Annotated in this window: 12 protein-coding genes; 8 read left to right on the top strand and 4 right to left on the bottom strand. The window is 56.1% G+C overall.

Features of this window, described 5'->3' with window-relative positions:
* Positions 1-65: 65 nt before the first annotated feature.
* Both AC52W5_RS10875 and AC52W5_RS10870 read right to left on the bottom strand, forming a co-directional pair.
* Positions 66-356, bottom strand: a complete 291-nt coding sequence (locus AC52W5_RS10875; protein WP_495671008.1) for a hypothetical protein — start codon at positions 354-356, stop codon at positions 66-68.
* Between the two features lie 184 nt (positions 357-540).
* On the bottom strand, positions 541-1,245 hold the full coding sequence (locus AC52W5_RS10870) for a glutathione S-transferase family protein (protein WP_074973491.1): 705 nt from the start codon (positions 1,243-1,245) through the stop codon (positions 541-543).
* 169 nt (positions 1,246-1,414) lie between these two features.
* On the opposite strand from AC52W5_RS10870, the gene AC52W5_RS10865 reads away from it, so the two are divergent.
* The 8 genes from AC52W5_RS10865 (at position 1,415) to AC52W5_RS10830 (ending at position 10,726) form a co-directional block, all read left to right on the top strand.
* Positions 1,415-1,837, top strand: coding sequence for a winged helix-turn-helix transcriptional regulator (locus tag AC52W5_RS10865; RefSeq protein WP_495671005.1), 423 nt, complete (start codon positions 1,415-1,417; stop codon positions 1,835-1,837).
* Positions 1,838-4,345: an ABC transporter permease gene (locus tag AC52W5_RS10860; protein ID WP_495671004.1), complete on the top strand. Its 2,508-nt coding sequence runs from the start codon at positions 1,838-1,840 to the stop codon at positions 4,343-4,345.
* Positions 4,346-4,390: 45 nt separating this feature from the next.
* Entirely contained in the window at positions 4,391-5,548 is a 1,158-nt protein-coding gene (gene dinB, locus AC52W5_RS10855) for a DNA polymerase IV (protein WP_495671003.1), read from the top strand.
* Between the two features lie 159 nt (positions 5,549-5,707).
* Complete coding sequence (locus tag AC52W5_RS10850) at positions 5,708-6,862, top strand: efflux RND transporter periplasmic adaptor subunit (RefSeq protein ID WP_495671002.1); 1,155 nt, start codon at positions 5,708-5,710, stop codon at positions 6,860-6,862.
* Between the two features lie 41 nt (positions 6,863-6,903).
* Positions 6,904-7,608: an ABC transporter ATP-binding protein gene (locus AC52W5_RS10845; protein WP_495671001.1), complete on the top strand. Its 705-nt coding sequence runs from the start codon at positions 6,904-6,906 to the stop codon at positions 7,606-7,608.
* A 171-nt stretch (positions 7,609-7,779) separates the two neighbouring features.
* Positions 7,780-8,253, top strand: a complete 474-nt coding sequence (locus tag AC52W5_RS10840) for a thermonuclease family protein (RefSeq protein WP_495671000.1) — start codon at positions 7,780-7,782, stop codon at positions 8,251-8,253.
* Between the two features lie 9 nt (positions 8,254-8,262).
* Entirely contained in the window at positions 8,263-9,471 is a 1,209-nt protein-coding gene (locus AC52W5_RS10835; protein WP_495670999.1) for an ABC transporter permease, read from the top strand.
* 55 nt (positions 9,472-9,526) lie between these two features.
* Entirely contained in the window at positions 9,527-10,726 is a 1,200-nt protein-coding gene (locus AC52W5_RS10830; protein ID WP_495670998.1) for an ABC transporter permease, read from the top strand.
* Positions 10,727-10,822: 96 nt separating this feature from the next.
* Here the strand turns inward: AC52W5_RS10830 and AC52W5_RS10825 are convergent, their stop codons facing one another.
* Together AC52W5_RS10825 and AC52W5_RS10820 are read right to left on the bottom strand one after the other, a co-directional pair.
* Complete coding sequence (locus AC52W5_RS10825; RefSeq protein WP_495670997.1) at positions 10,823-11,077, bottom strand: hypothetical protein; 255 nt, start codon at positions 11,075-11,077, stop codon at positions 10,823-10,825.
* A gap of 248 nt (positions 11,078-11,325) precedes the next feature.
* The gene (locus AC52W5_RS10820; protein WP_495671007.1) at positions 11,326-12,957 is read right to left on the bottom strand and encodes an MFS transporter; all 1,632 of its coding nucleotides are present in this window, start codon (positions 12,955-12,957) and stop codon (positions 11,326-11,328) included.
* Positions 12,958-13,068: the final 111 nt, after the last annotated feature.

Here is a 13,068-nt window from a genome sequence, read left to right as displayed (position 1 = left end):
ATGGTTCGAGGATTACAATGAATATCATCCTCACAAGGGGCTCAAGATGAAGTCGCCAAGACAATTCATCCGCAGCCAGTTACTAACCGCATCCTGTCCGGTTTAATAGGGGCAACTCCACTGGTGGGGTCATCCGGTATTTCGTAGTCACTGGGGATGAAGTAGGCAGAATAGCCCACAAGCAGGGTCTCGGTTTCAATGGTGCAGGTCCCGCCGCGATAGCCTTTTGGATATGTTGAAGACCGGTCTCCCTGAGAGCTCACATGAAATTGTGCTCCCACCGCCACCATCAGCGCCACAAATCCTGTTACAACCAGAAGCCGCATCCCTGGCGGCAATCTACGCCAAAAATTCATGCCGTTCTTTCCTGTTCGATGCTGTGAATGTTCCGGTGCTGGTCCCAGTTGTTTAAGTCACACTGGAGTTAGGCGGCGTCTACTTTGAGCTAACCTGCATAGTATTCTGCTTTGATCCGGTTCAACAATAGGCAATTGACAGTTCCAACTGACTACAAGCGCCAGGGTCTCTTCCAGTTAGTGCCTACTGCAAATCTGAATAATATTGCATCTTGATGCGGTCAATATAGTTTCTGAGATTTTCCTTCGATAAGCCATATTCCTTCAGAGGGGATTCGATAGGACAACCAAAGGTATTGATCAGGAAACCGAAGGCGCTCGCATCCAGCGTGGTGGGCTTATCTCCCAGAAAATATTTCTTGTCGCCCAGGCATGCGGAAAGTGCGTCTATATCCTGCATCCCGAGTTCAAAAATCTCTTCGGGTTTATGCCGCCCCATGCCGTGCCCATGAATTTGACGCCGAATCCTGTAGCGGTAGATAACTGCTGCGACATCCCGGATTGCTGGGGGCAAGACGTCAAAAATGGCTTTCTTGTTGACCTGCCAGTTCGCATCCGTATATTGCCAGCGGGTATACATGGTTGCCCAGAAAAGATGCTCTTCGACTAGGCGTTGCATGGCCAGGGATAGCGCGGCTTCTGCAGGATTCAACCCTTCGTCGAGGTCTTTATAATTGTCTTTGAGATGCCGGATGATAAAGCGGGAATCCGCTAATTTGATGTTTTCATCTTTTATATAAGGCAATTTACCTTTTGGCGCAAACAGTGGAAGTGTTGTCCTGATTGCATATTCAATCCCTGCCATACGCAAATACGTTTCTGTTTTGCAACAGAAATGACTTAAATTCGGATTACCCCAGGTACGCTCAAACTGGTACAGTATCAACACGGCTGTTCTCCATCCTGTCAATCAGCTTTCCACTCATCAGCTTGCCGTGGCAAGGGACAGCAGCCTAGCCTACTATGTTGCGAATTGCAAGTTACTATATTAAAGTTCACCCGCAAATGTTATAACCCCCGCAAGTGTTATAAGTTATGGGTGGATGAAGGAGGAAGCTGTGACAGGTGGTGCGGAAGCGCGTGATGACGCAATATTCAAGCGCTCTTCATGTCCCATTACCAATGGATTGAATATCTTTGGCGACAAATGGACGCTTCTGGTCATTCGCGACCTGGTGCTTGGTAAACGCCGTTATGCCGATTTTATCTCGTCGCCGGAAAATATCGCTTCGAACATCCTTTCCGATCGCCTGAAAAGATTGGAAGCGGCAGGCCTTGTCTCCCGGCGGGTATATCAACAGAAACCCGTTCGCTACGAATACGTTCTTACAGAGAAGGGCAACGATCTCAAGCCCATTCTGGAAGCAATAAGCAGATGGGGCAAGAAGCACTGTCCTGGTACCGACGTATTTCGCCCTGTCGATCAGCCCACATTACGAGTTTCAAAAACAGGAAGTACAAACAGCGATTTTAATAATTGAATGAACATTCTAAAGCTATCTCTTCGCATGCTTGGACGCGACTGGCGCGCGGGCGAGTTGCGCGTGCTGGTATTTGCGCTGGTCGTCGCAGTGGGTGGGATGACCACTGTCGGTTTTTTTGCCGACCGGGTGCAGGTGGCGCTTTCGCGCCAGGGCAACCAGTTGCTGGGAGCGGATCTGATCATTTTTTCGGATCATCCTTTGGCGCCGCATTATGCCGAGGAGGCAAAACGCCGGAACCTGTCGATTTCCTCTGCCGTCAAGTTCCCGAGCATGACCGCGAAAGGGGAGGAAAGCCTGCTGGCGGAAATCAAGGCCGTGGCGGAAGACTATCCGCTGCGTGGCGAATTGCGCATCAGCGAGGATTTCGGCAACGGAGCACCGCCTGCTGAGCGTGTGACCCATATTGCCAACAGGATTCCGTCCCCGGGCACGGTCTGGGTGGACGAGAAGCTCATGATCGGCTTGTCTCTCAAACGGGGGGACAGGATCGAGGTGGGGTCATCCCGCTTTGCTGTGGATGCGCTGATCACGCAGGAACCGGATTATTCGATCGGTTTTCTGAACCTGAGGCCGCGCGTGCTGATCAACGAAGTTGATCTGCCGGCAACCGGGCTGATCCAGCAGGGGAGCCGTATTGGCTACCGCCTGCTTGTTTCCGGCGATTCGGGTAATGTGGAGGAGTTCCGCAAATGGGCCGAACAACGCCTGATGCTGGGGGAGAAAATCGAGGGCATCCGTGACGCCCGGCCCGAAATCAGGTCGGCGCTGGAGCGGGCGGAAAAATTCCTGAGCCTGACTGCGCTGGCGAGCGTGGTGCTGGCAGCCGCCGCTGCGGCGCTGGCTGTGCGCCGCTTCACTCAGCGCCACCTGGACGGCTGTGCAGTGATGCGCTGTCTCGGCGCAAGCCAGGGAGCCATGCTGCGCCTCTATCTGTATCATTTTCTCATCCTGGGTTTCGTTGCCAGCAGCTTGGGCTGTCTTCTCGGTTTTGTGGCTCAGCAGGTTTTAACCCATTGGCTTTCGGGATTGGTCGAAGCCGAATTGCCATGGCCCACGGTATGGCCGGGTGTGCATGGAGTGCTGACTGGAATGGTGCTATTGCTTGGCTTCGCGCTACCTCCGCTGCTCAGCCTGCGCAGCGTACCGGCACTGCGCGTCATGCGCCGGGATATCGGCCTGCCGCCGCAGGGGCTTGCCGGCTATGGGCTGGGACTGGGCGTGCTGGCGCTGCTGTTCCTGTGGAAAGCGGGCGACATGCGGCTCGGTGCCTCCGTCATTGGCGGTTTCATCGTGGCGATAGCGGTTTTTGGCGTGCTCGGATTCCTGCTGATGAGAATGCTGGTCCACATCCGTAACCAGGCAGGTGGCGCGTGGCGCTATGGCCTGGCAAGCATCCGCCGTCGCGCCGCCGCGAGCGTGCTGCAGGCCGTGGCCCTCGGATTGGGATTGATGGCGCTATTGGCGCTGACGCTGATCCGGGACGATCTGCTGAGAAATTGGCGGACCAGCCTGCCTCCCGATGCTCCCAATCATTTTCTGGTAAATATCCAGGAGGACCAGCTGGAGCCGCTGGCGGTGTTTTTCAAAGAGCACGGGATACAGCCGCCGAGAGTTTTTCCCATGGTGCGGGGGCGTCTCACCGAGATCAACGGCAAGACGATCGCTTCCGAGGATTATGCCGATATCCGGGCAAAGCGGCTGGTGGAGCGGGAATTCAACCTCTCGTGGGCGAGCGAGATGCAAAGCGACAACCAGATCGTCAAAGGCCGCTGGTGGAAACCTGAGGACCGGGGAAAAGAGGAAATCTCGATCGAAGAGGATATTGCCAAGACCATCGGGATCCACGTGGGCGATACACTGACTTATGATATAGCGGGCAGCGTGTTTTCCGCCGAGGTCACGAGTCTGCGCAAGGTGAACTGGGACTCGTTCCGGGTAAACTTTTTCGTTGTGACGCCGCCCGGCGTGCTGGAGCAATATGCGGCAAGCTATGTGACGAGCTTTTATCTTCCGTCCCTGCATGTGGAACTGACGAACCAGCTGGTCAAGGAATTTCCCAACCTGCTCGTGCTGGATGTGGCTGCCATCCTCACTCAGGTTCAAAGAATGATCGAACAGGTGACCAAGGCGGTCGAATTCGTGTTCCTGTTTACACTGCTGGCAGGGCTGGCGGTACTCTATGCCGCCATCGTTTCCACCCAGGATGAACGCATTCAGGAGGCCGCCATATTCCGCACCTTGGGCGCAAGGCGAAGGCAACTGGCGCGCGCCTGGGCGGCTGAATTTGCCATATTGGGAGGCCTTGCCGGCTTTTTTGCGGCGGCGGGAGCAAGCGCGCTCGGTTATGTCGTTGCGGAATATGCACTGAATCTCACTTATACCTTCAATTCGTGGATTTGGCTCATCGGCATAGGCGCGGGAGCCGCAGGCGTGACCCTGGCGGGGCTGCTCGGTACGCGCGCCGCGCTTTCAACGCCACCACTCATGACCTTGCGCAGGATCTGATCGAATGCTCCCGTCTTGCCGCTTTGCTTCGAACGGATAGGCGGGATGAGCCGCTGCGTTGCCCATCTCGATATGGATGCTTTTTACGCCTCTGTCGAATTGAAGCGGTACCCGCAATTGCGGGGGTTATCAGTGGTCATCGGCGGAAGCGCGGAGCAGCAGCCAGAACTTTTCAACGGTAAGCCGCGTTTTTCAAAACTGAAAGGTTATGCGGGGCGGGGTGTGGTAACCACCGCCACTTATGAGGCTCGCGCTTTCGGCGTTTCCTCCGGCATGGGCTTGATGAAAGCGGCACAGTTGGCCCCGGAGGCTATCCTGCTGCCCGCCGACTTCAGCGCTTACCGCCGTTATTCGAATCTGTTCAAAGCAGCCGTTGCCTCGGTTGCGCCTCATATAGAGGATCGTGGTATCGATGAGATTTACATCGATCTCAGTGACTCGGCTGAGGACATCGTGACTCTTGCCTGGCGCATCAAGCAGGCTGTGCGGGAAAGCACCGGGTTGTCCTGTTCTATTGGTGTGGCGCCGAACAAGCTTCTGGCAAAAATCTGTTCAGACCTCGAAAAGCCGGATGGTCTCACTCTCCTGAGCATGGCGGATGTTCCAGCCAGAATCTGGCCTCTTCCCGTATGTAAAATCAATGGCATCGGGCCGAAAGCAAACCAAAAACTTGCAGCCTCGGGTATTTTCACCATCGGCGATCTGGCACAGGCTGACATCGTTTTCCTGCAGGCGCGGTTCGGGCGCAGCAACGGCTCCTGGCTGTACGAGGCTTCCCGGGGCATCGACGAGCGTCCCGTCGTGAGGCATGCGGAGCCCAGATCGATCAGCCGCGAGACGACGTTCGAGCGGGATCTGCATGCGCGTCGCGATCGTCCTGTCCTTTCGGAAATTTTCACCGGTCTATGCGCGGGTGTTGCCGAGGATCTCCAGCGCAAGGGCTATGCCGCCCGTACCATTGGCATCAAATTGCGATATGAAGATTTCCGCACCGTAACCCGTGATATCACACTCCCAGTCCCCACGGCGGATGCCGCTGCCATTCGCAAGGCAGCCCAGGAATGCCTGCGGCGGGTGCAGCTGGAGAAGAAATTGCGGCTGCTTGGCGTTCGGGCTAGCGGACTCTGCCCCGATACTGCATTGCAAAGCCCGGGCATGAGCCAGCAAGGGGAACTCCCCCTGGCTGCCCTGGATCTTCAATAAAGAAGTGCATATACGAATTGCTCGTGGCGCAAGTGGCCCGGTCAAATATGGGCGATAATTCCTTCTTTTCTCTTCATGGAGCAGTATGGGCAGTGTCCTTAGCTGCTTGAAGCATCTATTTGCGTATCTACTTGCTTTTACCCGATTTATCCATTCGCCATGCCAACAAAAAAAACACTGGCTCGCTTCGCCATCATCATTGTAATTCTCACGGTAGCGGGCTATGCAATATGGTTTGCAACGCGTCCGGCCCCCATAGAGGTTGAACTTGCGACCATCAAGCGGAGTACAGTGGAAGCCACCGTGGTGAATACACGTGCCGGAACAGTGACCGCATGCCGCCGTGCCAAGCTTGCGCCAGCGGCAGGGGGACAGATTGTCAAGTTACTGGTAAAGGAGGGTGACAGGGTCAAAAAAGGACAGGTATTGCTGGAATTATGGAATACGGACCTGACCGCTCAGCGCGATCTCGCCTGGCGCCAGCTCATCACCGCGGAAGAACGCCGCCGTGAAGCCTGCATCATCGCAGCCCATGCCAGCCGTGAGGCCGAGCGCGCGCGTCAGCTCGCCGAGAGAGGCTTCGTCAGCGCACAGAACCGGGAGAATGCCGATGCCGATGCACGCGCACGCCAGGCAAGCTGCGATGCGACTACTGCCGATGTGAAGCGGGCGCGGGCACAGGTCGAAGTAACAGAGGCAGGGCTGGAGCGCACGGTTCTGGTTGCTCCATTTGATGGTATCGTGGCGCTTGTCACCGGGGAACTGGGTGAATATACCACCCCATCACCTCCGGGGATTCCCACCCCGCCGGCTATTGATCTGATCGACGATAGCTGCCTCTATGTTACCGCTCCAATGGATGAGGTCGATGCGCCCAAGCTGAGGATCGGGCAATTTGCCCGCATTACGATCGATGCCTTGCCGGGCCAGACCTTCGCCGGCAAGGTGCGGCGGGTGGCGCCCTATGTCACGGAGGTAGAGAAGCAGGCGCGCACAGTGGATATCGAAGTGGATTTCGAAGAGATACCGGAACGGCCGTTGCTGGTGGGATATAGCGCCGATGTCGAAGTGGTGATCGAGCGCCATGAGAATGTGTTGGGCGTGCCCACCCAGGCGATCCGTCAGGGCGGCAAGGTGTTGCTGGTGAACGAGGAGAAAAGATTGGTTGAACATAAGCTGGAAACAGGACTTGCCAACTGGGCATTTACAGAAGTCACCGGTGGCCTGAAGGAGGGCGATCGCGTGTTGCTATCATCAGAGGCAAAGGAAATCAAGGCCGGCATGCAAGTCCGGGAGAAGGTTGCCGAGCAGTGAATCCAATGGGGCGACCCATTGATTCACTTCGCCAGAATAGAATGATTCGTCTTACTGACATTTCACGCGTTTTCCATATGGGAGACCAGGAGGTGCGAGCGCTCAATGGAGTCGATCTTGAAATCGGTACCGGAGAGTATGTTTCAATCATGGGTCCCTCGGGGTCGGGCAAATCGACTCTGCTCAACGTCATTGGCTTGCTCGACCAGCCGGACGGCGGACGCTATGAACTCGACGGCAAGGATGTAACCGATCTGTCGGAGATCGAGAAGGCACGTGTTCGCAGGGAAAAAATCGGCTTCGTGTTCCAGTCGTTTCATCTTGTGCCGCGATTGACTGCCGCGGAAAATATCGAGCTGCCGTTGATGCTGGAGGGAATTCCACCCGCCGAGCGAAAGTCGCGCGTGAATGAGGCGCTGCGGGGGTTCAATCTGCAGGATCGGGCCGCGCACCGGCCTCCCGAGCTGTCCGGCGGCCAGCGCCAGCGCGTCGCCATTGCGCGTGCTACCATCCTGCGGCCTACTGCCTTGCTGGCGGATGAGCCAACGGGTAATCTCGATCACCGTATTGGTGCGGAAGTCATGGTGCTGCTCGAAGGTTTGCACAGGGCGGGAACAACATTGATCGTGGTGACGCATGATCGCGAATTGGGGGCGAGAGCACAGCGCCATATCGCGATGCGTGATGGAGAAATTGTATCCGACGAGAGGCAGGATAAATTTCCAGGTGGGAACACCCTTGCATGATCTGCATCGACTTCCCATTTTTAGGATCTCATGGGTTTGCAATAAATCCTATGGTAACCATAAAACTGTTTATAATGAACTTGGCACATTTTGTACTATCACAGCTCCCTGTCCTGTCAGTTGCGCATTCACAGGTTCGGTTCTTTCGGGGAGATGGATCGAGGGCCTGCAATGCCGCATATTCTGGCTGCTCTGGCAATCGGGGTTTTCAGTTTTCTTCCTTGCCTGGCTTATGCTGACCTCAGCGGTCAGGTAATTCATGTTGCGGATGGAGACACCCTTACCCTTGTAATAAACAAGGAATGGGTAAGGGCACGCCTTGCGGGCATCGATGCGCCTGAAGCGAATCAGCCTTTTGGCAAGCTTTCCAGGGAATCTCTCTCCGATCTCTGTTTCTGGCAGCAGGTTACGGTTATTCCGAAAGGAAAAGACCAGTATGGCCGCATGTTTGCCCAAGTCCTCTGTGGTGATGTCGATGCCGGGGCAGAGCAGGTACGGCGCGGCATGGCCTGGGTTTACGATCACGATGTAAAAGACAATGACCTCAACCCCCTTCAGGCCGATGCGAAGGCTGCAAAGCGCGGATTGTGGGCTGATCCCTATTCAAAGCCGCCGTGGAAATGGCGCGAAGTGTGGCAGGAATGAAGATTTGACGTGAAACTTCGCGACACGTTGAGTCTCTCCATCAGAACCGTTGCCAGCTACCGCACCCGTTCGTTGCTCATCATTCTGGCAATGTCATTGGGGGTGGCGGCAGTGGTGGTACTGACCGCCCTGGGGGATGGCGCCCGCGGCTACGTGGTTCGCCAGTTTTCATCCGTCGGAACCAATCTCATCATCGTCTTGCCCGGTCGTGCCGAAACTTCTGGCAGCTTCCCCGGTGCAGCGTTGGGACAGACCCCACGCGACCTGACGCTGGAAGATGCGCGATCGCTTGTCCACCTGCCGCAGATCAAGCGGTATGCGCCGCTCAACGTCGGTGTTGCCGAACTTGCTTCCGCCGGGCGCCTGCGCGAAGTGACGGTGCTGGGAAGCACAGCGGATATACTGCCGATAAGGCACATGAATCTCGCGCAGGGCGGTTTTCTTGCCCGGGAAAAAGGAAGTGAGCGCAGCGCGCAAATCGTTCTGGGTGCACAGCTCGCGCAGGAGTTCTTTCCCCAAAGCAGTGCTATCGGTCAACGGGTAAGGCTGGGTGACAGGCGCTTCCTCGTTTCCGGCGTGCTTGCGCCGCAAGGCGAAACGATGGGCTTCAATACCGATGAAATTGTCATCATTCCTATCGATTATGCCCAGGCCCTGTTCAACACATCGTCCCTTTTTCGTATTCTGGTCGAAACCAGAAGCCGCAGCGACCTTTTGCCCGCCAAAGAAGCAATTCGCGACATTTTAAAGCAGCGACACGATGGGGAAGAGGACGTCACGGTAATTACACACGATGCAGTGCTTGCCACTTTTGACCGCATTCTGCGGGCGCTGACACTCGGTGTAGCTGGCATTGCCGCCATCAGCCTGGCGGTAGCCGGCATATTGGTAATGAATGTCATGCTGGTGTCGGTCAGTCAGCGCACCTCCGAAATCGGTTTGTTGAAAGCCATTGGCGCGCCTTCCGCCGAAATCCATCGTTTGTTTCTTGCCGAGGCGTTGTGGTTGTCACTGGCGGGTGGGATAGTGGGATTCGCATTGGGACAATTTGGAAGCCTGCTGATCCGGCTCGCTTATCCGCAGCTTCCTGCGTGGCCGCCCGCATGGGCTAATATTGCCGGGGTGGGAGTGGCTTTTGTAACAGGCCTGCTGGCCAGCCTTATACCGGCAGCACGTGCCGCCAGGCTCGACCCCGTACGCGCACTGAGTGGAAAATAAGCGGAAATGGGGGGCAAACAGAGAATGGATATAAAAGGGGTATGAAAGAGGCGGCATGAGTGTTATCGATACGCTGCGTTTCGCCCTGCGCTCGCTCACCGCACATCGCCTGCGCACCTTGTTGTCCGCAACCGGAATCGGCATCGGGATTGCCGCGGTTATCCTCCTGACTTCCATTGGGGAAGGAATTCACCAGTTCGTGATTTCGGAGTTCACCCAGTTCGGCACCAATATCATTACGGTCACGCCGGGAAAAATCAGGACCCACGGCAGATCGCTGGGCGCGATCGGAAGTGCGCGGCTCCTCACGATCGAGGATGCGCTGGCGTTGAAGGATTCCCGCTATGTCCAGCACGTCAACGCAGGCGTGATGGGCAATGCGGAAATACGGGCGAGCGGACGGAGCCGGCGGGTCACGGTCTATGGTGAAAGCCCGGATTTCGCCCATACATTCAACATGAATGTCGCAAGCGGACGGTTTCTGCCGGAGGATGATCCTCGCAATCCTCGCGCCTATGTGGTGCTGGGTTCCAAAGTGCGCACGGAATTGTTCGGCAGTGCGAATCCTCTGGGGGCTACGCTGCAAGTCGGCCTGTCGCGCTTCCGTGTGATAGGCGTCATGGAATCGAAGGGGCAGGTGCTGGGATTCGATCTGGACGATACGGTCTTCCTTCCCACTACCCGTGCGCTGGAAATTTTCAATCGCGAAGGTGTAATGGAAATCAACATTGCCTATCGGCCAAGCGCGCCACTGGAAGCCGTGGTGGACGATATACGCCGCATTCTCGTTTCAAGGCATGGGCGGGAAGATTTCACCATCACGCCCCAACAGCAAATGCTGAATACGTTGAATACCGTTCTGGACGTATTGATTTTTGCGGTTGCAGCGCTGGGCAGTATTTCCCTGCTGGTGGGTGCTGTCGGCATGGTCACGCTCATGCATATTGCCGTGACTGAACGCGTTGCCGAAATTGGCTTGCTCACCGCCCTGGGGGCGACCCGTGCCCGCGTCCGTATTCTGTTTCTGACGGAATCCACGGTGCTTGCCACATTGGGCGGTTTGGGTGGTCTGGCTACAGGCGTGGGAATAGCATGGCTGCTGAAATCCCTGTCAATCGGCCTGCCCGTGCAGATCCCATGGAATTACACTGCTAGCGCACTCGGAATTTCTGTGCTGATCGGCCTCGCCGCCGGCGTTATTCCCGCCATGCGAGCGGCACGGTTGAATCCGATTGAAGCGCTTCGGGCGGAATAGGTTTTCCCGTTCACCCTGAATCCTTCGTTGCCTCCCGCTTCCCTGTTCCTTCACCTTGCACCGCGAAAGAACAGCGGAATAAAAAATAAGGAGCTTTTAATCGCCAGAGACCTGTTTGTTCCTGCGTAGCCAGCGGAAAAAGAAAACATAAATAAAGGCGGGGACAAACGGGAGAATCCACGGGAACATCTGCGAAAACCAGGCTGCATAGAAGCTATTCATATAGCGCGCCTTGGCCGTGGAGCAGGCACTGGCATCCGGAAGGCGGCAGGCCAGGTCGATTTCGTAAGAAACCTGGACATGGGCGCGCCAGAGCCAGTAAGCCATTGATGCGGCAAAAACGATCAGCATAAGGACAAGCCAGTTTACCCGGCCTTCTTGTCGCATAGGACTCATTTTTTTCTCCACTCCATAGATAATGCTTCCGAGGAAAGCAAACACGCTTTGAAAAATGGCTGCTGGATAATCAGTAGGTCGGGCTTTGCCCGACGGTCTAAATGCTGTCGGGGCAGAGCAGGCTTACCTGGAGAGAGTACCATTGCCTCTCCTTTGTTTCTCCTTCTCCTTTATGGCATCCAAAGCCTTTTCCCCCCAGCACCTCACGCATTGCGGAAGCGCGAATGCCTGAGCAGGAAGATAGCCAGTAGCGGCAATACGAGGCCAATTACGGTCACTGAAACCAGCAGCGGACCCAGTTCGCTGTAATCCGCGGGAACAGTAAGCTTCCCGGTATCGGGGTCCGTCACTTCGCGCGTTACCATGAAAATCTGGTTCATGTATTTTGTTCCAAGCTGCGACGCGGACAGGGCAAGGTTGGTGAACGAGGCCATCACCGCGAAGAAGGTGGCTTTGAGGGTCTCCGGGGCGGAGTTGGCAATCCACGCCAGCATCGGGATCATTGCGATCTGCCCCAAGGGTGATTCCAGCGCCGTATCGATCACCGCAATAAAACGCGCATCCACCACGCCATTCGTCAGAGACGCCGTCCATTCATGCAAGCCGTAATACATTCCGATTATAGGCAGGGACAAGAAAGTGCCAACGACGGTAAGCCAGCCGATAATGTAGGCGATCGAACGTTCAGCCATGAATCGCCGAAAGATGAACATTCCCGCCAGGGTCAAGGTCGCGCCGATCAGGGATAATGTCGCCAGAAACTGCTGATCAAAGCCAAGGTGGTCGATCATCCACCAGGTTGAACCAGCCCCTGGCCCAGGTATGGCGCGGAACACGAATATCAGGATTGCCGTGCCCACCAGCACATTGCGCGCCTCGGGTTCCAGTTCGCCCGTCAGCCGCCACATCAGGAATAAGACGATAGCCATGGAAACCAGGAAGATGATTTCCTCTCCCCCCGGTATCTGGCTCAGGCCTACACTCAGGGAGACTGCCGTGAAAGCCAAGCCGCCGCCGAGTATCCACCAGTTCACCGGAGGAGGATCGGGGTTAACCCCAAGCAGCGCTTCCGATTCCACCCGGCTATGACCTTGCGCTACAAGACGCGCAATATCCCGCCGATGCAGCCATGAGGCGAACAGGACACCGGTAACGGAAACCAGCGGGATGATCAAGGCAAGCTCATAGACGAACAGGTACGCCGCGGCTTTGCCTGCTTCGGGTAACTCACCCACGCCTTGCAGGACATAAACGTTCACCACCGAGACCAGAATTCCCCCGCTGATGATGGCGACCCGGCCCAGCGTCTGCATAGTGACATGCATGGATTTGCGGCTTTCGAGCATTAACGGGTTTCCGTCCTTGTCGACTCGCGGCACGGCTTCCACTGTCATTGCATCCGCCACCACATCCTGAAGGACGTAGCCAATGGGCGCGAGCAATGCTGCGGTAACGTACCACGCCTCCACGGTAGCAATGGCGCGCATCTCCTCCAGGTGTCCAAGTAACCCGATCATGATGAGCAGGCTCAACGTGATCAAGCCGGCACCCAGATACACCAGCAGGCTCTTCCACCGCCATACAAGATCGACGAGGTGCCCGAGCGGCATCTTCAAAGCCCATGGCAGCATCATCCAGAACCCGAGCGCAGCAAGAAATTCGGCCGAAAGCCCCAACCGCTCCTTGACGTAAAACGTGCCGACGATTGACGTCAGCCCGGAAATACCCGCCGCTACGTAAACCATGAGCGGCGGCAGGTAGGATAGACGCATTTCGCGGCCCAGCGCGAAAATATTCTCGTCCAGCCAGCCGCCGACAGTGGCAAAGAAACCCATGGCTGGTCGCGCGGTTACAGTCATCGCGCTTTTATCGGGAGACTGGTTCATTGCTGGGGAAGGAAAGAAAGATTGTGGGGAGTATCTGGCACAAAAACGTTTTCGATTTTT

The sequence above is a fragment of the Nitrosospira sp. CT genome, assembly GCF_059489795.1.
Note: the sequence above shows the minus strand (reverse complement) of the source record. Positions and strands in the feature narration are given on the sequence as shown.